Source organism: Virgibacillus kekensis, from assembly GCF_042654125.1.
Lineage (GTDB): Bacteria > Bacillota > Bacilli > Bacillales > Amphibacillaceae > Lentibacillus > Lentibacillus kekensis.
This window is the reverse complement of record NZ_JBHSFU010000004.1, coordinates 919,179-941,063: the sequence shown is the minus strand read 5'-3', so window position 1 is coordinate 941,063 and position 21,885 is coordinate 919,179. Positions and strand designations below refer to the sequence as shown.

Annotated in this window: 28 protein-coding genes, 1 pseudogene and 2 riboswitches; of the genes and pseudogenes, 22 read left to right on the top strand and 7 right to left on the bottom strand. The window is 42.7% G+C overall.

The features are described 5' to 3' along the window. The first annotated feature begins 77 nt into the window (after nt 1-77). The gene (locus tag ACFO3D_RS08750; RefSeq protein ID WP_390294887.1) at nt 78-1,283 is read left to right on the top strand and encodes an MFS transporter; all 1,206 of its coding nucleotides are present in this window, start codon (nt 78-80) and stop codon (nt 1,281-1,283) included. Between the two features lie 130 nt (nt 1,284-1,413). Here the strand turns inward: ACFO3D_RS08750 and ACFO3D_RS08745 are convergent, their stop codons facing one another. Both ACFO3D_RS08745 and ACFO3D_RS08740 read right to left on the bottom strand, forming a co-directional pair. After that, complete coding sequence (locus tag ACFO3D_RS08745) at nt 1,414-2,598, bottom strand: hypothetical protein (protein WP_390294885.1); 1,185 nt, start codon at nt 2,596-2,598, stop codon at nt 1,414-1,416. After that, nucleotides 2,591-3,181, bottom strand: a complete 591-nt coding sequence (locus tag ACFO3D_RS08740) for a sigma-70 family RNA polymerase sigma factor (protein WP_390294883.1) — start codon at nt 3,179-3,181, stop codon at nt 2,591-2,593. Before ACFO3D_RS08740 ends, ACFO3D_RS08745 begins: the two co-directional genes overlap by 8 nt. Before the next feature lie 217 nt (nt 3,182-3,398). Between ACFO3D_RS08740 and ACFO3D_RS08735 the strand changes: the two genes are divergently transcribed. Beyond that, nucleotides 3,399-4,241 carry a DUF1028 domain-containing protein gene (locus ACFO3D_RS08735; RefSeq protein ID WP_390294881.1) on the top strand — a complete coding sequence of 281 codons (843 nt, stop codon included), beginning with the start codon at nt 3,399-3,401 and terminating at the stop codon, nt 4,239-4,241. Nucleotides 4,242-4,381: 140 nt separating this feature from the next. Here ACFO3D_RS08735 and ACFO3D_RS08730 read toward each other — a convergent pair whose 3' ends face one another. Continuing rightward, a complete protein-coding gene (locus ACFO3D_RS08730; protein WP_390294879.1) occupies nt 4,382-4,783 on the bottom strand; it encodes a hypothetical protein in 402 nt (133 codons plus the stop codon). A gap of 208 nt (nt 4,784-4,991) precedes the next feature. On the opposite strand from ACFO3D_RS08730, the gene desA reads away from it, so the two are divergent. The 15 genes and pseudogenes from desA to ACFO3D_RS08655 all read left to right on the top strand — a co-directional run bounded on the left by desA (nt 4,992) and on the right by ACFO3D_RS08655 (nt 15,575). Further along, on the top strand, nt 4,992-6,029 hold the full coding sequence (gene desA, locus ACFO3D_RS08725) for a Delta(5) desaturase DesA (RefSeq protein ID WP_390294877.1): 1,038 nt from the start codon (nt 4,992-4,994) through the stop codon (nt 6,027-6,029). Between the two features lie 127 nt (nt 6,030-6,156). After that, entirely contained in the window at nt 6,157-7,293 is a 1,137-nt protein-coding gene (locus ACFO3D_RS08720; protein ID WP_390294875.1) for a sensor histidine kinase, read from the top strand. Next, the gene (locus ACFO3D_RS08715) at nt 7,290-7,889 is read left to right on the top strand and encodes a response regulator (protein ID WP_390294872.1); all 600 of its coding nucleotides are present in this window, start codon (nt 7,290-7,292) and stop codon (nt 7,887-7,889) included. The genes ACFO3D_RS08720 and ACFO3D_RS08715 overlap by 4 nt, the downstream gene beginning before the upstream one ends. A gap of 56 nt (nt 7,890-7,945) precedes the next feature. Continuing rightward, nucleotides 7,946-8,089, top strand: coding sequence for a hypothetical protein (locus tag ACFO3D_RS08710; protein ID WP_390294870.1), 144 nt, complete (start codon nt 7,946-7,948; stop codon nt 8,087-8,089). Nucleotides 8,090-8,154: 65 nt separating this feature from the next. Beyond that, entirely contained in the window at nt 8,155-8,736 is a 582-nt protein-coding gene (locus tag ACFO3D_RS08705; protein WP_390294868.1) for a GNAT family N-acetyltransferase, read from the top strand. A gap of 11 nt (nt 8,737-8,747) precedes the next feature. Then, entirely contained in the window at nt 8,748-9,290 is a 543-nt protein-coding gene (locus tag ACFO3D_RS08700; protein WP_390294866.1) for a D-glycero-alpha-D-manno-heptose-1,7-bisphosphate 7-phosphatase, read from the top strand. Between the two features lie 79 nt (nt 9,291-9,369). After that, the gene (locus ACFO3D_RS08695; protein WP_390294864.1) at nt 9,370-9,573 is read left to right on the top strand and encodes a CDGSH iron-sulfur domain-containing protein; all 204 of its coding nucleotides are present in this window, start codon (nt 9,370-9,372) and stop codon (nt 9,571-9,573) included. Between the two features lie 69 nt (nt 9,574-9,642). Further along, a riboswitch (TPP riboswitch) is annotated at nt 9,643-9,758 on the top strand. 184 nt (nt 9,759-9,942) lie between these two features. Then, nucleotides 9,943-10,432: pseudogene (gene thiW, locus ACFO3D_RS08690) on the top strand (energy coupling factor transporter S component ThiW). Continuing rightward, a riboswitch (TPP riboswitch) is annotated at nt 10,433-10,538 on the top strand. A gap of 65 nt (nt 10,539-10,603) precedes the next feature. Then, on the top strand, nt 10,604-11,287 hold the full coding sequence (gene tenA / locus ACFO3D_RS08685; RefSeq protein WP_390294862.1) for a thiaminase II: 684 nt from the start codon (nt 10,604-10,606) through the stop codon (nt 11,285-11,287). Beyond that, on the top strand, nt 11,284-12,090 hold the full coding sequence (thiD, locus tag ACFO3D_RS08680) for a bifunctional hydroxymethylpyrimidine kinase/phosphomethylpyrimidine kinase (RefSeq protein WP_390294860.1): 807 nt from the start codon (nt 11,284-11,286) through the stop codon (nt 12,088-12,090). The genes tenA and thiD overlap by 4 nt, the downstream gene beginning before the upstream one ends. Beyond that, complete coding sequence (gene thiM, locus ACFO3D_RS08675) at nt 12,087-12,863, top strand: hydroxyethylthiazole kinase (protein ID WP_390294858.1); 777 nt, start codon at nt 12,087-12,089, stop codon at nt 12,861-12,863. Before thiD ends, thiM begins: the two co-directional genes overlap by 4 nt. Beyond that, nucleotides 12,860-13,465 (top strand): thiamine phosphate synthase, encoded by a 606-nt coding sequence (thiE, locus tag ACFO3D_RS08670; RefSeq protein ID WP_390294856.1) that lies wholly within the window; start codon nt 12,860-12,862, stop codon nt 13,463-13,465. Before thiM ends, thiE begins: the two co-directional genes overlap by 4 nt. Before the next feature lie 102 nt (nt 13,466-13,567). After that, the gene (locus tag ACFO3D_RS08665) at nt 13,568-14,215 is read left to right on the top strand and encodes an SDR family oxidoreductase (protein WP_390294853.1); all 648 of its coding nucleotides are present in this window, start codon (nt 13,568-13,570) and stop codon (nt 14,213-14,215) included. A gap of 167 nt (nt 14,216-14,382) precedes the next feature. Then, on the top strand, nt 14,383-15,141 hold the full coding sequence (locus tag ACFO3D_RS08660; protein WP_390294850.1) for a sporulation protein: 759 nt from the start codon (nt 14,383-14,385) through the stop codon (nt 15,139-15,141). A gap of 59 nt (nt 15,142-15,200) precedes the next feature. After that, on the top strand, nt 15,201-15,575 hold the full coding sequence (locus ACFO3D_RS08655) for a VOC family protein (protein ID WP_390294849.1): 375 nt from the start codon (nt 15,201-15,203) through the stop codon (nt 15,573-15,575). A 101-nt stretch (nt 15,576-15,676) separates the two neighbouring features. Here the strand turns inward: ACFO3D_RS08655 and ACFO3D_RS08650 are convergent, their stop codons facing one another. Then, nucleotides 15,677-16,711: a C45 family autoproteolytic acyltransferase/hydolase gene (locus ACFO3D_RS08650; protein ID WP_390294847.1), complete on the bottom strand. Its 1,035-nt coding sequence runs from the start codon at nt 16,709-16,711 to the stop codon at nt 15,677-15,679. A gap of 154 nt (nt 16,712-16,865) precedes the next feature. On the opposite strand from ACFO3D_RS08650, the gene ACFO3D_RS08645 reads away from it, so the two are divergent. The 5 genes from ACFO3D_RS08645 to ACFO3D_RS08630 are packed head-to-tail and all read left to right on the top strand — an operon-like array spanning nt 16,866 to nt 19,200. Next, nucleotides 16,866-17,120, top strand: a complete 255-nt coding sequence (locus ACFO3D_RS08645; protein WP_390294845.1) for a hypothetical protein — start codon at nt 16,866-16,868, stop codon at nt 17,118-17,120. Between the two features lie 30 nt (nt 17,121-17,150). Beyond that, nucleotides 17,151-17,285, top strand: coding sequence for a hypothetical protein (locus ACFO3D_RS18920; RefSeq protein ID WP_465270751.1), 135 nt, complete (start codon nt 17,151-17,153; stop codon nt 17,283-17,285). A gap of 42 nt (nt 17,286-17,327) precedes the next feature. Then, nucleotides 17,328-17,753, top strand: coding sequence for a DUF4181 domain-containing protein (locus ACFO3D_RS08640; RefSeq protein ID WP_390294843.1), 426 nt, complete (start codon nt 17,328-17,330; stop codon nt 17,751-17,753). Nucleotides 17,754-17,781: 28 nt separating this feature from the next. Then, the gene (gene coaW, locus ACFO3D_RS08635) at nt 17,782-18,603 is read left to right on the top strand and encodes a type II pantothenate kinase (RefSeq protein WP_390294841.1); all 822 of its coding nucleotides are present in this window, start codon (nt 17,782-17,784) and stop codon (nt 18,601-18,603) included. Nucleotides 18,604-18,618: 15 nt separating this feature from the next. Further along, nucleotides 18,619-19,200, top strand: coding sequence for a 2-phosphoglycerate kinase (locus ACFO3D_RS08630; RefSeq protein ID WP_390294839.1), 582 nt, complete (start codon nt 18,619-18,621; stop codon nt 19,198-19,200). A 49-nt stretch (nt 19,201-19,249) separates the two neighbouring features. On the opposite strand, the gene ACFO3D_RS08625 is transcribed toward ACFO3D_RS08630, so the two are convergent. The 3 genes from ACFO3D_RS08625 to ACFO3D_RS08615 are packed head-to-tail and all read right to left on the bottom strand — an operon-like array spanning nt 19,250 to nt 21,719. After that, on the bottom strand, nt 19,250-20,479 hold the full coding sequence (locus ACFO3D_RS08625; protein WP_390294836.1) for a D-alanyl-D-alanine carboxypeptidase family protein: 1,230 nt from the start codon (nt 20,477-20,479) through the stop codon (nt 19,250-19,252). Nucleotides 20,480-20,502: 23 nt separating this feature from the next. Then, nucleotides 20,503-21,177 (bottom strand): hypothetical protein, encoded by a 675-nt coding sequence (locus tag ACFO3D_RS08620; RefSeq protein WP_390294834.1) that lies wholly within the window; start codon nt 21,175-21,177, stop codon nt 20,503-20,505. Further along, a complete protein-coding gene (locus ACFO3D_RS08615) occupies nt 21,174-21,719 on the bottom strand; it encodes a sigma-70 family RNA polymerase sigma factor (RefSeq protein ID WP_390294831.1) in 546 nt (181 codons plus the stop codon). Before ACFO3D_RS08615 ends, ACFO3D_RS08620 begins: the two co-directional genes overlap by 4 nt. Nucleotides 21,720-21,885: the final 166 nt, after the last annotated feature.

Genomic DNA, 21,885 nt, shown 5'->3' with positions numbered 1-21,885 from the left:
GCTATATATCGATGAACAGTCCAATTTAAAATTCCCCGTTTAGATAAAAAAGTTATTTAATTATTGGGGGATATAGTATGAAACTGAATAAAAACTTTTCGTTATTATTGGTGGGACAATCACTTGCGAATATAGGTGATGTTCTGTATATAGTGAGTATTATTAGTACAATCTTTGTTTTAACAGGATCAGCGACTGCAGCATCGTTCGTTCCGTTTACAATTACTTCATCGATGTTTGTATCCAGTCTGTTAACTCCACTCTTGATCGGAAAAGTGAATTTAAAGTGGTTACTGGCTGGTTCACAACTGGGAAAAACATGTTTAATCATTCTATTAGGATTGATGTTGTTTGGGATTTCAGCATCCAATTATTTTCTCTTATTTGTCATTATCGGGTTAATCGCATTGCTTGATGGATGTGCAAACCCAATCAGGCTGACGCTGATTCCACATTATGTGAAGTCAGAAGAATTATTACACGCAAATGGGGTTGCTGAAACAGTAACTCAACTAATTCAAACAGTAATGTGGTTTGTGGGAAGTTTGTTTTTAATAATTATGAGTTCCCAGCAGATAATTTGGGTCGTAGGCGGCTTATTCGCCATAGCAAGTATCCTGCTGTGTTTCTTAAGGAATGTCAAACAAGCTCCAGTTGAGACACAAGGAAAATTAGAACAGATTAAAGAGGGTTGGAAAACCTTATGGAAAACGCCTGTGTTAAGGAAAATCGCATTAATAAATTCTCTTGAGACCACGGCAGGAGCGGTTTGGATTGCTGCCATTTTATATGTATTTGTCAGTGAAGCTTTACAGGTTGGTGAAAAATGGTGGGGCTTTATTAATGGTGCTTTCTTTTTGGGTTTAATAATAGGGAGTGTGTATTGTGTTAAATACTCCTCTACACTTGAAAAGAAACTAGGTACGGTTATTTTAGTTGGTTCATTATTTGGTTTTATAATAACTGTATTGTTCAGCATGACCAGTAATCCGTATATTGCTTTATTATTGTCTCTCTGTGTGGGGCTTTTTGGGCAAATAAAGAACATTCCTCAGCAAACGGTAATTCAATCAAGTGTTCCAAAGGCAAATTTGTCGACTGTTTACACTTCCCTAAGTGCAATTGGAACTGGTGTGTTTGGTATATCCTCGCTCATTATGGGGATTTTAGCAGATTTAATGGGAGTCAGAACAGTCTTCATTATTTCAGGGCTATTACTTGCTGTGATAAGTATAATCATCTTTAAAAATAAGCATTTGTTTGTTAGAAATATAATCGAGTAAGTGATGAAAGAGTGAATCTTATTTTTATGGATCGCTCTTCTTAAGAGGTATAAAGACAATAAGAGTTAAACTGTACCCCCATGGACAATGCCTGCAAATGGGGGTACAGTCCTTTTTTCTACTGTTATATTTATTGCATCGGCAACCAGCCAACCTTCCAGACGTCAAGTTTAGTATTTTTGTAAAGCCTGAACATCGGGTCTCCCTCAGATGACCCAAAATCGAAGCTGACTACTGCTTCATTTTCCTTCAAATAAATCTCCTCAAAAACCTTAACTTTCTGCAGTTCTTTATAAAATTCCTTTTCATTTAGTTCCATTGCCTTTGTATCAGCAAAGAATGGGTCGTTAAAATAAGTTTCCTTATCAGGTGTACCGTGCGGATGGCCTTTTATATAGAGTGCATACTGAACTTCCTCATCACCCTCATTTTCTGCATGAAAATACATTTTAAAGACATCAATCGGTTTCAGGCCTTTTAAAAGGGTATCATCCAGTGATTCAGCATACGCGTTGTAAACGTTACGCAAGTCTTCCGAAAGCTTAATTGAAGTTTCGTATGTTTCTCTTGGAAAGTCCAATTCATTTTCCGCACTTACCGCATTCCTGACTTTAAAGTTTATACTCGAACCCTTTTCAGAGTAGATATATTCAATTTGTTCAATGACGATTGACAATTCATCAGTTGATTCATAAGACGCTCCAATTCCGAATATTTTTCGTACCACATCTTCATTAAGTAATCCTGCTTTCACCAACCGACCTAAATCCTGGGTTGCAACGGGTAGTTGCTGCGTTGATTCCATATTCGGAATGAACTGAAGCTTTCCGGCACTGTCGTAGAGTCCTCCTGTCAGTTCCATGAGACCATCAAAAGTAATCACGGTTCCCTCGCTGTTCCTGCTTACATCTGTCACTTTCATCGCATCAGATGTATCTTCCCCGACTACATCTCCAGATTTAATCGTTTCCGGATCAAAAGTAAGCGAATCATATTCCCGATTCTTGGTGAAATGAAGAAGAAGTTCTTCTTTTTCCTCAGGTTCTGCTGTAAGTGAATCACTATTTTGAGGCGCTGGTTTCGGTATATCACCATCCATACTAAGTCCAAGTTGGTCATTAGCAATGATCACGCCAACAAACAAAAGGGTCGCAAAAACTGCTGCTGTCATTACTTTCGGAAAAATATGTCTGGAACCGCGTTCGGGTTCTTGTTCATTTATCCTGTCCATGACAGCCTGCTTATCACGCGCTGTAAAGGATGTCGGGATTTCTTTTTCAAACCGGTCTTTCAGTTCGTTTAACTCCTTATCCATTGGTAACACCTCTTTCTGCCGATAAGAGCTGTTTTAGTTTATCGCGGCCACGCTTCAGTCTCGTTCTCACCGAGACTTCTTTCATGCTGAGTGCATCGGCAATTTCTTTTGTCGATAATTCTTTAAAATAATGAAGCACAATCACTTCACGATATTTAATTGGTAAACCCATCACCTGATTGAGCAGGCTGCTGAATTCGCTTTGTTTTAAAGTGTGATCTTCTGGTGAATCACTGGTATCTTTTTTAACTCTTGCCGATTGTATCAACCGGTCTTTCAACCGTTTATTGCGGGACTGCCAGCTGCGCAGATGGTCTTTTGCTTTGTTGATTGCGATGGAATAAATCCAGCTTCTTAGTGAGGACTGTCCCTTAAAGGTGTCCAATTTTTTGTATACCGTCACGAATACTTCCTGTGTGACGTCATCGGTATCCGCGGTATTTTTTACATAGGTGTAGATTAATCGTTTAATTTCATCGCCGTACAGGTCCATGATTTTTTCTATCGCCCTAGTAGGGGCTGTGTTCAAAATCTCTTGTTCAATTTCCCTGCACGGGGAATGGAAAGCTTCCGAGTGGCCCACTCTGTTTCCCCCTCACCTGGTCATTCATAAGTAAGACGCTGCCATTTCCGAATATGATTCATTTCATTATACTAAAAATTTCAGGCGGGCAGTGGATGGGTTAGGAAGAATAGATGCAGGATAAGAACATTAAACGCGATTTTAAGCATAATACCGGTTGTTACACTGGTATTCTGAATTATCACTCTATTATAATAAAGCAAAGGGGAGGATACATATGACATTTTCAATCGTAGGTTATGACCCGGAAACAAAGGAACTAGGAGTAGCTGTTCAGTCAATATTCCTCGGCGTAGGATCGGTCGTACCATGGGCGAAAGCTGGTGTTGGCGCGGTGGCGACACAAGCATTTGCCAATCCAGCATATGGGCCAGACGGGCTTAACCTGCTTTCACAGGGCAAGTCAGCACAGGAGGCAATCGATACGTTAATTTCAAACGATGAAGGAAAAGAAGATCGCCAGGTGGGTATTGTCGATGCAAACGGCAACTCGGCCACATTTACTGGTAAGCAGTGCTACGACTGGGCTGGTGGCCGTGCAGGAGAGCATTATGCAGCGCAGGGCAATATTCTGGTGAATAAGGAAACCGTGGATGCAATGGCTGAGACTTTCGAAAAAGCTACCGGAACCCTTGCTGACCGGCTGCTTGCTGCGCTTGATGCTGGCCAGGGAGCAGGTGGAGACAGTCGTGGAAAGCAATCAGCGGCTATCTATATAGTAAAAGAAAGAGGTGGGTATCTCGGGGTGAACGACCGTTATATTGACCTGCGAGTAGATGAGCACCCGGATCCAATCAAGGAACTTATCCGAATTCATCAACTGCACCAGCTTTATTTTGGAACGGTAAAAGAAGAGAATATCCTGGATATCGAGGGTTCTGTCCGGGAAGAGCTCGTCGGCAATCTGAACCGCTGGGGATACCTTGATTCCACTGAGGTGGAGGACGATAAACTGCACGAACAGTTCACAGCGTTTCTGCACACGGAAAATTTTGAGGGACGTGAGCTGGAACGTGGAAAAATTGATAGAGAAGTGTTCAATTTTATGAAGCAAAAGTAACGGAAGAAGGCTGTCGATTGTTAACAACGACAGCCTTCTTTAATGGTGTTTTCGCGAAACATTCGGAGGAAAACGTAAAACGTCCGCCTGGAAACGCGAAACTTTCAGATGAGCGTCCCATCAGATCGTTCTCCCGCTATTCAAGATTCCTTCACTATGATAGCCTGCGTGACCTTTGTCTTCCTCAGCTCCGCAAACACGTTTTCATCAGCCAATCCAAGCCGGAACGCGGCTTCAAGCTTTTCAGCATCCGGCTGCTTGATAACCTGTATACAATCCTCCAGGTTAAGCTCTTCCAGCTTTTCCACGGTGGATGATTTATCATAACTGATTGCCTCACGGACCTGGCGCTGTACTTTTAGGCCTCCACGCTCAAATTCGCCCTTTTGGCCTTTTCCGATTAACCCGTCGAGTACATCGTTAAACTGCTTCTTGAGATGCTTCATTTCCGCCTCAATCTCTTTTTTCTGCTTATTCAACTCCATATATCGCTTTAGGTCTTTTTCTGTAATAGTTGGTGTCTTGTCCTTCGATTTTGCCATATTCACTTCCCCCAATCGGATTGTTTAATTAATTGTTATGTTTAAGGGGTGAAAATAATGACCTTTAATGAAGACATGACATTTGTCATATATGCTTGCTTACATTTATGACTTAATGGAAAAACAAATTTTGTTTAATATAGAGATTAAGACAAGTAAAAGTGTAAAAAATAAACATAGATATTTCTGCCTTTGGAGGAGAAAAAATATGAGTAAACAAAAACAAGCACAATTAAAAAAGAGCGTTTCAACATTTGCAAGTCCAGATACGAAAGCCAGCATCAAGCAGTTACTGAACACATTATTGCCGTTCTTTATAATCTGGTTTCTGGCATACCAGAGCCTTTCGATTTCCGTATGGCTCTCGATTCCACTGTCAATTGTTGCGGCAGGGTTCGTTGTCCGTATCTTTATAATTTTTCATGATTGTACGCATGGATCTTTTTTCAAAAATGCGAAGGCCAATCGGATTGTCGGAACAATAACCGGCATTGTGACGCTGTTTGCTTTTGAAAAATGGAAGAGAAGTCATGCCATCCACCATGCGACCAGCAGTAATCTGGATAAACGAGGCACTGGTGACGTCTGGGTTATGACGGTGAATGAATATATCGAAGCATCCTTCTGGGGAAGGCTTGCATATCGGCTTTACCGGAATCCAATTGTAATGTTTGGGTTCGGACCGTTTTATCTGTTTGGTATTTCCAATCGCTTTAACCGTAAAGGTGCTAAGCGAAAAGAGCGCCTTAACACGTATGTGATCAATGCCTCAGTTGCAGCGATTTATGCCCTGCTTATATGGGCAATTGGCTGGCAGGCATTCCTGATCATTCAGCTGCCGATTCTGTTCGTGGCAGGTTCAGCAGGTATTTGGCTGTTTTATGTGCAGCACCAGTTCGAGGATTCTTATTTCGAAAATGAAGATGAATGGGATTTCGTGAAAGCTGCGGTTGACGGAAGTTCATATTACAAGCTTCCAAAAGTTATGCAGTGGTTGACCGGAAGCATTGGGTTTCACCACGTCCATCACCTGGCCCCGCGGGTGCCGAACTATAAACTGGAAGAAGCGCACGAGTCCACACCGCCGCTTCAGAAAGCTACGACAATCACATTGGCATCCAGCCTGAAGTCAATCAGGTTCAGGTTGTTTGATGAAGAAAATAAATCTTTTGTAAGCTTCAAAGAGATAAAACATCTTTTGAAGAAAAAAGAACCTAAGCTGCAAAAAAATCCTAGAAGTATTTAATGAAATGAACCAGCCCTTCAGCTTGCTGAAGGGCTGTACTAGTGTAAACAGATAGTTAGGAATAGTCGTTCTGTGGCGATAAACCGGGATATCTACTATAATGAGTGAAAATGAAAGGATGGACTGTATGCAGAAGTGGTACCATATCATACCGAAAAATACCGGACTAAGTATATATGCATGGATTATTTTTTGCATACTTCCATTTTACTTTATCTTCCGTACGTCAGGAACACTGGAGATTTTTTTCGGAATCCTGATGATTCTCCTGTTTTTCGCAGCATACCGGGTTTCTTTCATATCTGAAGGCTGGACAGTTTATCTGTCTGTCGGAATCGAGATGTTAATAAGCATCGTAATGACAGTGCTGTTAGGATACGTTTATTTTGCTTTGTTTCTGGCATTCTATATCGGTAGTATTCAGGGGAAAGCAAGGTTCATATCACTGTATGTCGTTCATTTGGTGACCACTTTAGCTGCAGTCGCAGTTGCTTTTTTTACCCAGGAGGCCATCTTTCAGACTCAGCTTCCGTTTATTATTATAAGTGTCATTGGCGTTATCCTGCTGCCACTTACTATTCATTCCAGAAATAATCGGGAGAAACTGGAGAGTGAACTCCGCATCGCCAATCAGAAACTTTCTCAGATGGTGGTAATGGAAGAACGGCAACGGATTGCCCGCGACCTTCATGATACGCTTGGGCAGAAGCTATCCCTAATTGGATTGAAGAGTGATTTGGCCGGGAAACTCGTACGCGTCGAACCGGATTTTGCCAAAAACGAACTCCATGACATTAACCAGACAGCTAGGACTGCATTAAAAGAAGTTCGTGAAATGGTCTCTGATATGAAGAGTGTGAAGCTTGCCGATGAAATGGTACATATCAGGCAAATGCTGAGAGCCGCCTCGATTGCCTTTCGTCTGGAGGGAGAACCGCGTCTTACTCATACGCCCCTTCTGGTGGAAAATGTGGTAAGCATGTGCTTACGGGAAGCAATAACCAATGTGGTTAAACACAGCGAGGCAACGATTTGCACTGTTAATATAAATCAATCACCGGATGAACTGGTCCTGAAAGTCAGCGACAATGGAAAAGGGATGGACTATCAGGAGAACTTTCAACGGAAAAACGGAATTAAAGGTATGCGGGAACGTCTTGAATTTGTTAATGGCAGTCTTGAAATAAAACCAGACAATGGCACGGAGCTTATATTCAGGTTTCCGAACGCCATTCAGCAGTCAAAACAGGGGGAAAGAACATGATACGGATTGTAATCGCAGAAGACCAGGGGATGCTGCTTGGTGCATTGGGATCTCTGCTTAATCTGGAAGAGGACATGGAAGTCGTGGGGAAGGCAAAAAACGGTGAAGAGGCAGTAAATCTGGTTAAGCAAAATAGCCCAGATATTTGTATCATGGATATCGAAATGCCGGTGAAAAGCGGGTTGGATGCTGCTGAGGAACTGAAAGAAGACCCATGTAAAGTGATTGTCCTGACCACATTTGCCCGCACGGGATATTTCGAACGTGCACGTAATGCCGGGGTCAGCGGCTACCTTCTAAAGGATGGTCCAAGCGATGAACTGGCTGATTCCATCCGGACAATAATGAAAGGCCGGAAAATATATGCACCCGAGTTGATCGACATGGCATATGATTCCGATAACCCGCTAACCGATCGTGAGACTGAAGTGATCGGATTGATTGCAGAGGGAAAAACGACAAAGGAAATTGCAGGGGAACTTTTTCTTACAAATGGGACGGTCCGTAATTATATTTCAGTTATTCTCGATAAGCTTCAGGCTGGCAACCGGATTGAAGCGGTTTCGAAGGCTAAAGAGAATGGCTGGCTGGAATAGATGGATGTATAATTAAACCAGCTCAACCGCAAAATAATGCGGAAAGGGGTGGTTAAATGGCTAACAAGAACAATCAATTTAAAGAAAACAAAAACCACGGTGAGCACCGTAACGGGCGCAAAAGCCAGTATAAGAACCACAGCACGCATGGCGGTGACAATGCACCGGATGAGTTTATTGATAGTAAAAAAGATGAATAACAAAGCATGTTCCAGCAGTGTGATAAACTAAATTCACACTGCTATTTTAATGGGGGAGGAACAGGATGGATACAGAGAGCATTTTCAAATCGGTACCTGAACTGTACACAAAAAATTACTTATTAAGAGGCCTCATTGTCGATGATGCAGCTGAGCTATTCTTATTTATGCAGGATACTGAAACGATGAAATACATAACACCAACCCCTGTGAAATCTGAGCGAGCTATGAAGGAAGAGGTTCAGCGTCAATTGGAGAAGTACGAGCTTCAAAAAGAAATCCCATGGGTGATTCTGAATAAGGAAAACGGCGAACTCATCGGTAAGTTCAGCTATCACAAACTCCACATGTGGCACCGGAAAGCTGAAATGGGGGTTGTTATCCGTAAAGAATACCAACGCTCAGGCGTCATGACGGAAATTATGCCGGAAGTATTACGGTTTGGCTTTCAAACGCTTAACCTTAACCGGATTGTCGGTGATATTTTTGCTGAAAACCGAGGTTCAGAGCGGCTGCTCGAAAAACACGGGTTCATAAAAGAGGGCGTATTAAGGCAAACTGATTTTGACGGGGAGAGATATCATGATACGGTCGTCTTCTCCCTTCTCAAGCCCGAATACGAGGGACAACGAATCGAATTGAAATAGAAGGTGACATGATGAACAGGGGTATGTTTCTGGATCGGGACGGCGTTATCAATGAAGTCCTAAGCAAACGAGTTAAATTTGTTAATAAACCGAATGATTTTTACCTCCTTGAAGGCGTCGGGGAGGCAGTAAAACAGTTCAACGACCTGGGTTTCAGGGTATTCGTTGTAACCAACCAGGGTGGAATTGGACTTGGCTATATGAAAGAGACTGCACTCGCCGAGGTTCACAAGAAAATGCGGTCGGAGCTTGAAACGTTTGAGGCGCGGATCGATGATATTGCCTACTGCCCGCACAAGCCGCATGCTAACTGTGCTTGCCGTAAGCCTAAACCTCAGCTGATCTTTGACCTGGCTGAAAAACATAACGTTGACCTTGCGGAGAGTTTTATGGTAGGTGACAGGCAGCCCGATATTGAAGCTGGAAAGGAAGCGGGTACAAAGACAGTGCTCGTAGGGAGTCGCGAGGGCGACCAGGTCAACGCCGATTATTCTTTTAAGGATCTCAGAGAATTTGCTGAATGGCTTACGAATAACGAGAAGGCAGGAGATTAATCCCTAGGCAAGCAAAAAAGGATTTTTTCCCTAGTTGGAGAATACTATATACCAATAGTAGAAAATTAGGGGGGATTTCATGAGTGGCAAAGGTAAAATTAAAGTGAACGATAACGGACCATTGCTTGTGACAGGAGACGTGGAACTGATCGATGCGGAAGGAAATGTCTTTGAAACGAAAAAAGCATTCTCCATATGCCGCTGTGGGCAGTCGTCCAACAAACCGTTTTGCGATGGTACACATAAGAAAATTGGGTTTGAAAGTGAAGTAATTGCAAAATAGATGATGTGTTTCATGACAAACGGATTTTAATTTGTTATCCTAAGGAAGAACAACTCAATATTTTCAATAAATTACTACTAGGGGTGCCCAAAGAACGAGGGCTGAGAGGGAAGCACGAACAGTTTCCCGACTCTTACGGACCTGATCTGGTTAATACCAGCGGAGGGAAGTAGTCTGATGATGAGCTTATTTTCAGCTATTTCGAGCCAGGTCCATAAACGGATCTGGCTTTTTTGATTTAGGTGCTGGGGCTATGGATTTCTAAAATACCGAATAAGCTTCGTCCAGTTCCAACGCTTAGTAGAATTCCCTCTTCGTGTTTTTTATCTCACACAGATCAGTACACCCTTTAATGAAAGGAGGGTCATATTGAATCGGACGCGGCTTTTAACGACGATGTCTGTTTTTGTGGCGATTGGTACATTAGGAGCACAATTACTCTGGTTCCCAGCAGGGGTCGCCAAGGCGTATCCCGTCCAGCATGCGGTTAATGTTATGGCTGCAGTGACACTCGGACCAGGTCCGGCGGTTATGATTGCATTTATGATTGGTTTGCTGCGCAATATGCTTGGGCTTGGTACGCTGCTGGCGTTTCCCGGTGGCATGATCGGTGCATTTTTAGGGTTATCTATTTCGAAAGACTGGTAAAAAAGGAATGGCAGCGCTTGGTGAAGCAATTGGTACCGGTATAATCGGAGCACTTTTTGCTGTGCCCTTTGCAAAAATACTTATGGGAAGCTCTGTCGGAGCATTATTTTTTATCCCATCGTTTCTGGTCAGCAGTGTTACAGGGGCATTGATAGGCTGGCTGGTTGTTTCGAAAATTGAGCAGAGAAATATATTACAAAATAGCATATAGGAAAACTACTAGGGGCGCTGTAATGGCTGAGAAAAGGATGATATTCCTTAGTCCCTTTGAACCTGATCTGGATAATGCCAGCGCAGGAAAGTAGTCGGAGCGTTACTATACCCTCTATTAATCTACTTTTATTCTCCCTAGTAGCTTCCTGTATCAAACAGGAGGAATAATATGACATTCACACAAACTTTACGAGAAGAAAATCAGGATATATTTCATGCGATATTTGACCATCCATTTGTTGATGGTATTGGAAAAGGGGAGGTTCCTGCTGAGTCAATTAAACATTATATTAAAGCAGACTTTGAATATCTTAATGCGTTCATGCGTGTTTATGGGATTGCCCTTGCGAAGTCGCAAAACAGGGACGATATTAACTTTTTCCATGAAAAAATCCAATTTATTTTGAACAGTGAGATTCACCCGCATCACAATTTTTGTGACTATGTAGGAGTGGATTATGAAGGGCTTCAAGGTTATCCTCTCCCGCCATCAGCTGATCATTACATCAAACATATGATGCATCACGCGCAAACAGGCGGTCTTGGCGAGATTTTAAGTGCTCTGTTACCTTGTCCGTGGACCTATCTGGAAATTGGCCGGGAGTTAATGAGTACGTTTAATCCAACAAGCGACCATCCTTTCTACCCGTGGATCAGTTTCTATGCGGATGAACGAACTGCAGCCACGACTTTGGAAATGCGCGAGCGTCTGGATGCTATTGCAGCGGATTCATCTAAACATGAACAGTTAAAAATGAAAGATGCATTCCGAAAAAGCTGTCAGCTGGAATTGGCATTCTGGGAAATGGCGTATACATGTGAAGAGTGGCCTGAGTCGGTGGTCAGCCGATGAGAAATATCCCATGTGCACTGACAATTGCCGGAACTGATCCTAGTGGCGGGGCAGGAATTCATGCGGATTTGAAGACCTTTCAGGAATTAAAAACATACGGGATGTCGGTCATTACCTCTGTGGTTGCACAAAATACCACTGGTGTTCAGGCCGTTCATCATATTCCTGTCAATATGATTGAACAACAGCTCGATTCCGTTATATCGGATATGCCGCTTCATGCATTCAAAACGGGCATGATTCCAACCATTGAGATAATGGAAATGCTTGCTGGAAAAGTATCTGAATTGGATGTTCCATACGTGATGGACCCTGTTATGGTCGCCACAAGTGGAGACCCATTAATTGCAGAGGATGCCCGTACTTACTTGCGTGACCATCTTTTGCCGATGACATCCTTGGTAACACCGAATATTTCGGAAGCGGAAGAAATCACAGGAGAAAAAATCGAAACACTTGAGGATATGAGATGTGCTGCTGCTTTAATTGTCCACGAGTTCGGTGCAGGTGCTGCATTGATTAAAGGCGGACATCTTAAAGGGGATGCAATTGATTTTTTATATGACGGCGAAAGCATCCATTCATTTTCTTCAGAACGTATTGAAACAACGAATACACATGGCACCGGCTGCACTTATTCAGCGGCAATTACAGCGTATTTGAGCCAGGGATATTCTTTAGGGGACGCAGTTAAACAAGCAAAAGACTTTGTGACGGCTGCAATCCGCCATTCATTTTCGATTGGCAAGGGAAACGGACCAACCAATCATTGGGCACATCGTAGCGAAGGAGTGGAACAATGAATAAATCGATTATTAACAAAGTAAGAGAAACAAGTCCATTGATCCACCATTTGACTAATCAGGTCGTCATGAATTTTACGGCAAATGGTTTATTATCATTTGGCGGAATACCTGTTATGGCAAAATCTGAGGAGGAAGCCAGTGACATGGCAACCCTGGCTGACGGTGTGTTGCTGAACATTGGAACAATAACGAAGCAGGAAATCCCTGCGATGATTAAAGCTGGAAAAGCTGCAAACGAGAAGGGGATTCCCGTAGTAGTGGACCCGGTTGGTGTAGCGGCAACACCTTTTAGGACAGCAGTTATGAAAAAAATATTAAGCGAGGTTCATCCAACGATCATCAAAGGGAATGCTGGGGAGCTTGCACACCTGGTGGAAATACCTTGGAAAACAAAAGGTGTCGAATCTGTAGGTGATGGGGATACGGATGAAATCGCCTTAAAAGTAGCGGAGGTTTATCAGACCGCTGTTTTACTGACTGGAAAGACCGATGTCATTTGTACTTCAAATGGGCTTGCCTATAATGAGACAGGACATTCGCTGCTTGCTAAAGTGACCGGAGCCGGCTGCCTGTTAGGTTCTATAGCTGCAGCATGTTTGACCACAGATGACCCCGTTGATCAACAACTGTTGGCCGCGACGGCATTTTACGGGTCAGCTGCAGAACATGCTGCTGACAGGGCAGATGTATCCGGACCGGGTACTTTCGTTCCACATTTTATTGATGCTCTGTCACTTGATTCCACTAATTTAAGCGGAGTAAGCAAATGAATCTAAGAAAATATCTAATTATGGGAAGCCAAAATTGTGATAGGGATCCAGTAATTATTTTAGAAGAAGCTATTAATAGCGGAATCACAGCATTTCAGTTTCGCGAAAAAGGTCCCGGGTCCCTGAACGGAAGGGATAAATTGGAGTTAGGACGGAAACTGCGCAGCATATGTAAACGGGAAAACATATTATTTTTAGTAAATGATGATGTGAGTCTGGTCGACCCGTTGGAAGCGGATGGGATACATGTTGGCCAGGATGATATTTCCGTTGTGGAATTGCGAAGACGTTTCCCTGATAAACTCATCGGACTTTCCGTATCGAATGACGCTGAAGTAGCGAATAGTCCCATTGATAGGGTTGATTATTTTGGAGCGGGTCCTATCTTCCCGACATCCACCAAACATGATGCCAAGTCTCCGGTAGGTTTGGAATGGATTGAAAAGCTAAAAAAGCTGTACCCAAATCTGCCCGTGGTCGGTATTGGCGGGATAAACACAAGAAATGCCTCATCGGTCATGAAAAGTGGTGCTGATGGTGTAGCCGTTATCTCTGCAGTAACCAGAGCAAGTAATATAAAAGAAGCGGTGGAAAGGTTATAACCGTAAAGGTGTAATCGGCCTCAAACAGCATAATTGTCATTAAATTCCGTGTTTGGAATAATAATAGTGAAGACTTATTCCAAATTGGAGGAGATGTATATAATGAACGTTCTGCTGATTGGTGCCAATGGCCAGATTGGTCAGCATCTTGTTGATTTATTTGCAAATAAGAGTGAACATACAGTTCGGACAATGGTTCGAAAAGAAGAACAGGCTGCCGCATTGAAAGAAAAGGGAGTAGAAGCAGTAGTTGCTGATCTTGAAGGAAGCGTGGATAAGATTGCTGAAGCAGCACAGGGCTGTGACGCTGTTATTTTCACAGCTGGTTCAGGCGGCAAAACGGGTCCAGACAAAACGCTCCTGGTTGACTTGGATGGAGCGGTGAAAAGTTTCGAAGCTGCTGAACAAGCTGGTATTAAACGCTATGTAATGGTAAGTGCGTTTCAAGCGGGCAACCGTGAAAACTGGAATGAGAAACTACGACCATATTATGTGGCAAAGCATTATGCCGATAGAATGCTTGAAGAAAGCAGCCTTAATTATACAATCGTTCGCCCTGGAGGGCTTCTGAATGAGGAAGGAACCGGTAAAGTTGCTGCTGCAGTTTCCGGTCTGGAACGCGGATCTATTCCACGTGTTGATGTAGCAAGGACGGTTTATGAAACCCTAACCGAGGAAAAAACGTATAAAAAGACGTTCGACCTAATATCCGGTGATACGGAGATAGAGGCTGCTTTGAAAAGTCTCTAAGCGCTGAATGTAGAGGAAATAGCGCTCAATAACGACAGATAAGCGCTCAATAACAGTGATAAAGCGTGAATAACGGCATAAAAGCGCTCATTTCCATCAGTAAAAGGAAATTATCATTGTCCCGTCGAATATATAGGTTGGATAATTAGGATAGGGGAGGAATTCAAATGTTAAAGAAATGGCTTGCTAGCGCTGGAATAGGCAGTGCGGAGGTAGATACCCAGCTTGATAATGACAATCTTGTTCCAGGGGAAGTCGTCAGTGGTAAGGTTGTCATCAAGGGTGGAAATGCCGAACAACAGATTGACCGAATCAATCTTTTCCTTATGACAGAAGCACTCCGCGAGGTTAACGATAACAAAGTCCGTCAAAAGGTAACGCTTGGTTCTTTTACTGTAGGAAGCGGTTTTACCATTGGTAAAGGTGAGAAAAAAGAACTTGATTTCAGTTTCACGCTGCCGATACATACGCCGCCCACACTTGGCCGGACGAAAGTATGGGTGCAGACTGGACTGGATGTTCCAAATGCAGTGGATCCAAAAGACCGGGACTTCGTTCGTGTGGAACCTCATCGTAGTATGAATACGGTACTTGACGCGTTAACCAACCAGCTTGGATTCCAGCTTCGTAAAGTGGAAATGGAATACTCCAAGCGCTACAACTACGTTCAGGAATTTGAATTCCTCCCAGGTCGAGAGTTCCGTCGTGACCTTGATGAACTGGAAGCAATGTTCTTCATGCGTGAAAATGGTGTGGAGATTGTGTTACAGGTGGATCGTCGTGCAAATGGTCTTGGTGGGCTGTTTGCCGAAGCCCTTGAAATGGATGAAAGCTTTGTCAGGGTCTCCTTCACCAACGAGGAAATCAGCCAGGGTACACACGCTGTTGCCGATAAATTACACCGTACAATTAAACAATTCAGCTAAAACAACACGAACCTGCAGGCAAATGGTCTGCGGGTTTTTTTAAAATGGAGGGAAGATTGATGAATAGTCCGATTAAAAACCAGGTAAACACAATTTTTATTCATGTTAGTGATTTGACGCGTTCCGTTGAGTGGTACTCCAAATTGCTCGGACAGGAATACGATTTATCGGCAATCTCCCGGCCGGTTTATAACCTGAAAATAAACCATCATACCGGGGTTACGCTTGATGCGGGACCAGAAGGGTCAACCAAACAACTCGCGCCAAGTCAGCAACCGCTGTTCAACTTTGCTACCGAAAATATTCACGAAGCATACGAATATGTCCGGCAGCTGGGATATGAGACAGCGGGAGAAATTGTTACGTTTGATGACTTCGCTTTTTTTAATGTTGTTGATCCAGACGGAAACCGGATCATGATTTGCACGGGATAACCTTCACCTATATTATCGAATGTTGCAGCCAAACAGAGGCATGCAAACAATTAAGTTTACATGCCTCCTTCCAACGCTGAGATGCGAATATAAGAGAAAGCCTACATGTTCGCAAGTTCAATTTCGGAGTCCAGCTCACCCGTGATTTTTTCCACTTCAATGTCATTGCCTTTCAACCAGTCACCGAAATCAAAGACAATCGGATCCTGATCACCGCCAAGTGAGAACCAGGCTTTCAATTCTTTTGGGAAATATGCTGCAGTATGAATTGTTCCGGCCCAGCTTCCATACAATTTGGAGAATATATCCCTTTTCGTGTCGTTCATCAAACAGAATGCTTCACCGGCTGTAATGTCGGGCTTGCCATTTTTCTCAATCAGATTTTTTCTCCTTAGGGAATCATCCAGATTGTAGCGATTCTCATGGGTAAGGATTTCAAAATGATTGGTACAAATATTGGATTCCCTTACTCCCACCGACCGGGCCGTGGTTTCTACAACATAGCTTTCTCCACTGGGATCCATTACAACATAGCTGAAGGACCCGCGGTGTGGTATTTCTTTTAGTAATTGAATAGCGTCATCAACCGTGGCACAGGTTTCCAGAATTATTCGGCCAATCATATAGCAGATAAATCCGTCACCTGGCCGGCGGCGCTGCATAAAATTATACCCCATGGAAAGTCCTTTCTCGTTCATACCATCCATTCGCCCGGTTACGCGGGAAGCGGGTCCCATCATAGCATAGCCTTGATCTGTTGGCTGAAAAAAACTGTACCTCCCGTCATATGTAATCGGATTATAATCATAGTTTCGGACCATAAAATCGGTACCTGTCAAAATGGAGCATCCTCCTGGTTTTGCATTCACCCGGTAATTTCCGAAGTTACGGAGAATTTCTTCCATCGGTAATTCCAGTGCTTCCTGAAGACCTAAAAGTTCATCCCAGATACCCGGGGTAAATCGCATATATGCCTGTTTCGCTTCTTGTACGTTGGTATAAAAGCGGGGTTTCCTTGTTTTCCAGCCTTTCTGCCGGTTTATAAGTACATTTGATTCTCTAAGATAACGGCCCTGGGCATATCCGAAGTCAAAATGGCTGCCACGGAACTGTGTCACATCGCTGTATACTTTCATAACGGTTGATCATCCCTTTTTCAATATATGGGTACATTTTACAGCAGCTGGTAAAAAAACTGAAACAATGTGGGACAAAGGGGTCAGACCCCTTGTCCCAAAAATCTGATAAAATAAAATTATTAAAAGAACAAGTGTCAGAAAGAGGTGGCATATGAGCAAAAGAGGCTACGCAATATTACAGTTTGCTTTTCCCGTATTAGCCGTTTTGGTAGTCGCGACCGGGGCAGCAGGGTCTGCAACTCCATTGGCTTTCATAGGACTAGTCCTGATCGGCTTTATGTTTTCGGTCTATCTTGTAGTTGCAAAACGGATCATCCTGTGGGGGCTCATCAATATCGTCTTGACACTCGGCTTATTATTTTATTTGCTATTCATCTTTTATATTATTATTTCTTCAGGGGTCTAAAGAAGTCACCTGTAAATTCCGCTCTTCGCAATGGGAGTGCTTTTGTCCCTGATCCGGTTGAAGACAGGCAGTCTCCGCTGGCCTGTTTACTCGCATTTGCTGATGGATGTTGATAATCTATTAGTCTTTGTATTTCTAAATCTTTATATTCCGCATGGGATGTAAAACTAATATAAAACAACCTCATTATGGAGTGATTGCGTCAAAATGCCACATAGAGAACCTTTCTTTGGAAACTTTATACTATTAATAGCATTACTGGTCCTAATTATATGTATTTTCAGTTTTATATTGCGAAAAGTGCTGAAGGTAGAACGCAGAAAATTAATTTCCCAGGATTACCTAAATGAACTCCATAAAAAAGGTGATAGGACGATACGGATATTATATACAGCTGTGTCCCTGGTACTGGTATTTGTAACTGTGAGTGGTCATGTGCAATACGATTCTTGGTTAGTAATAGGATTTGCAGTTGTATTTTTAATAATGGATGGTACATTTAGAGCAATAATGGAATGGAAGTTTAAGAAGGGACACAACGACTACTTATATACCTTCATCCAAATGATTTTCCTACTTGCAGTATTTTACTTTGCCTTTACAACAGAAGGGTTTGGGCTGTTTAACTTATAGAATAGTTTAATAGTGAGGGATGATTTATATGACAAGAGTAAAAATCGGTATCGATGCAGGCGGCACCTTGATAAAAATCGCATACATAGAAGATGAGAAAGTTAACTATCAAACTTTTAACTCCAGAGAGACAGATGAGGCCAGCAAGTGGATAAAGGAAAAGTTCAATAATCCATCAATCTGTATTACTGGAGGTAGAAGTGAACAGCTCGCAGGTCTACTGGACGCTCAGCCCCAAACTGTCGTCGAATTCGATGCAACTGCAAGCGGTATTAAATATTTGGCGGAAAAACAGGGGTATCAGCTTGGGCAGAACTACCTGTTTGTGAATGTAGGTACCGGTACATCAATCCACTCGGTAAAAGAAAGTCAGCAGGAACGTGTTGGTGGCTCGGGCATCGGTGGAGGAACCCTATTGGGGCTTGCCTATTTGCTGACGGGCAAACTGGATTATGAAGAGATAATCCGCTCCGCTTCTGAGGGTGACCGGGGGAACGTTGATCTTAAGGTAAAAGATATCTTCGAGGGAAGCCTCCCGCCCATTTCTGGTGATCTGACTGCCAGTAATTTCGGGAAAAAAAATGCAATGGCTAGTAAAGCACCTTCAGATGCGGATAAAGTGGCAGCGGTGGTCGGACTTATTGGAGAAGTGATCGTGACAATCAGCACCCAAATGGCGTTTATAAATGATACTTCATCCATTGTCTATGTAGGTTCTTCGTTCCGCTCCAATCCGCTCCTTAAAGAGATCATTAAGGAATACACGAAAATGGTTGGAAAAGAACCTGTATTCCTTAAAAATGGGGAATTTAGCGGTGCTGTAGGAGCCTTGCTCACACTGGATGCGTAAGGGGGAAAGGTAATTATGGTTATTCTGATCAGTGGGATTAGTTCTACAGGTAAAACATCAATGGCCCAGAAGCTGCTTGAAAAATATAATTTTCCCTATCTATCAATTGATCACCTTAAGATGGGATTATACAGGGGTAAAGAGGACTGCGGGTTTACACCTACAGACAGTAATGAACTTATTGGCGAAAAACTATGGCCGGTCCTAAAAGGAATTATCATGACCAATATCGAGAATAATCAAAATCTGATTATAGAGGGTTGTTATATACTGCCTCATCATGTGAACGATATTAAGCCAGAATATGCAAATGAAATTACTTCCGTTTTTTTGGGATTTTCGAGCAATTATATCAGGGAAAATTTCGAGTCCAATATCATTGGTCACAGAAATGCTATTGAAACACGTGGAGGCCAAGAGGAAAGAACGATGAGTGACTTCATCGCCGAACATAATGATTTTAGAGAAAAATGCCTGGATTTAAATGTGAATTACTTCGAGGTTGATCGGGATTACGAGCAGGAGATCAAGAAAGTCTATCACTATCTCGATAAGCAAAAGATAAAGGTGGAAGACGATAAGGCTGGTAATAACTAATAAACCGCCCGGATAAAATCATCCAAGCGGTCCATTAATGGTTTTATAGCTATTGATCATGCCAATATTCATCCAGGGTTATATTATTAGCATCAATATATTTTGCGACCTTTCTTCCTACGAATCTAAGATGCCAAGGTTCATACTGGTAGCCGGTAATGTCGGTTTTACCTTTTGGATACCTGATGATAAATCCGTAATCACTGGCATGCTCAGCTACCCATTTCCCTTCATCGGTATTCGCAAAAGCAGTGGTGAGCCTGAAGTTGATGTCGGCACTGGTTACGTCCATCGCCAAACCGGTTTGATGCTCACTTTCACCTGGTTGTGCACTGAACTGGTTTGCTGCTTTTTGTCCATGTTCACGGGCATTCGCTGCAAAAATTGCTTCTTGTCGGTCGTATGACCGGTACCCGGACTGGGCGAATAAGTCAACACCAGCTTGGTCTGCAGCGGCAAACATTTTCTCGAGTGCGTTTGCAGCTATCTGCCGCATTTGTCTTTTTGGAAGGTCTTCGGTAAATGGGAAACGGACATCTGGTACAACAAGATTAGGCGGTATATAGTCTGCTGGCAGATGATGCTTTTTATTAACGAGAACGCCTACAGCGGATGGGTCGGAAATGACTTGAGCAGATCCATGACCTGACTGGTTGTTTTGATCAGACGATTGGTCATTATTATTGGTGCTGTCTTTATTATTTTGATCTGCTTTCATTCCACTGCCAGGTTGGACTTCCAGATTTCCGGCTAGTGCATCTTCTATATATGCACGCGTGCCGGGTCCGTATATTCCATCAACCTGCAGCTCGTTAAACTGGGCCTGAAAGTCTTTTACAACCCAAACCATCGTCCAGCCATACTTGCCGTCAAGTGTAAGGGAATAACCAAGCTTATTGAGCGCCTGCTGAACGTTCTTAACTTTATTTCCTTGGTCTCCATATTCGAGTGTTACCTTTGGCAGTGCTTTATCATCTTTGTAGGAATGGGTATCCTTGGACCCTTTATCATTTTCTTTATTTTCCTCATCGGATTGCTTATCACCTTTTTCGTTGCCTTCATCTTCATTTGGATTTTCCTCACGAGTCTCATCACTTTGCTCATCATTATTAGATTGATTTTCGTCAGGCTTTTCTTTATTCGCCTTATCGTCCCCTTCGGCAGTATGCTCAGTTTTCGGATCTTCATCAGCGTTTTCATCGGATGATTCCTCACCATTGCTACACCCAGTGATGATAATGGCTGTTAACGAAATGATCATAAAATTCTTTAGATGCATTATCTCCCTCCGTTCATGGTTTATTATGGCTGATTACTGAGGTTATCTACATTGCGATTGCTGATTTTCCATTTGCCGTTTTTGTAGTGGTAAGTGATGCTCAGCCTAATATTTCCGGTCATTTCTTTCTCCTGCTCCTGAACAACTTCGTATTGTTTTTTATTTACTTTTTCCAAAATGAAATTTTTCTCCGGAAATAGGGTGGTCGGCCCACCTGTGCCAACTATAAATACACCAGAGTCGGTTTCCCTGAAGAAAGTATCGACCTTTTCTCTCGCTAGATCACGATTTACGAATTCAGCAAAGTCATTAATCAGCTCTTCCTTTGTGTTATATTCAACAAGCTTCATGTTGTCGGTTGTCTCCTGATTATTGATGAAGTTACGATATTTCCTTTCCAGCTCGCGCACAGGTGGCTGAAGTGGCGTAGCTTCGGGGGTTGGTCCCTTGATGGTATTCGGTGTTTCTTCCGGGGTGCCAGGTGCCTTCACATTATAGGAGTCGTAAGCAATGAATACAGGGACTGCTAACAGGAAAAGCAACACTGCTGCACTTAGAATTTTTGGATTCCAAATCACGAACAGACCTCCCTTTTTATGATTGGAAACCCGTTTGTTAATCCGCTCCCGGTTCGATTCTGAAAAAGTAATATTATTCAATGTGGATTGTTTTGAAAAATTTTCAAGGTTACGTTTCATGGCTGGTCTCCCTCCAGTTCATCCTTCAGCATCAAACGGGCTCGTCGCAGTCTGGATGATACGGTTGGCACTTTAATGCCCAGTATTTGGCTGATTTCATTTATGGACAATTCCTGATAATGATAAAATATAATGACTTCACGATACTTTACAGGCAGTCCAAGAACTTTTTCGGTGAGCTCATCATGCTCTTCCGATTTTGCTATTTCGGTTTCCGGGGAGGGAACCGTGCTTTTAAGCCAATTGGCAAAATCCACATTCAGCCGGAGATGTTTGATCCACCCGCTCCGGAAATGATCCTTGCATTTATTTACGGTAATGCTGTTGATCCATGATTTGATGGATGCATCTTTTTTCAGGTGATTCATTTTCTTGTAGCATTTAATAAAAACCTCCTGGGTTATATTTTCAGCTGTCTGTATATCTTTTACATAGGAGTAAGCCAGCCTGGTCACCTGTGAACCATAAGCTGTCATCAGCTCCTGAAAAAATTGTTCTTTATCTATTTCGTTGTTTCGATACCGTTCCACGAGATGTTCCACATACACCATCCTTCATCCACACATTAATGTAATGCTTCTGTAATATAAGACGAATAAGTGACAGAAAAAATTCAACTCTGGCGTAATTTTTCTTCGTATCAAATTTTTGAAATTTTTATAAGAATTAAGTAATATTTTAACTGACAATTTACTGAGGGGAGAGGTT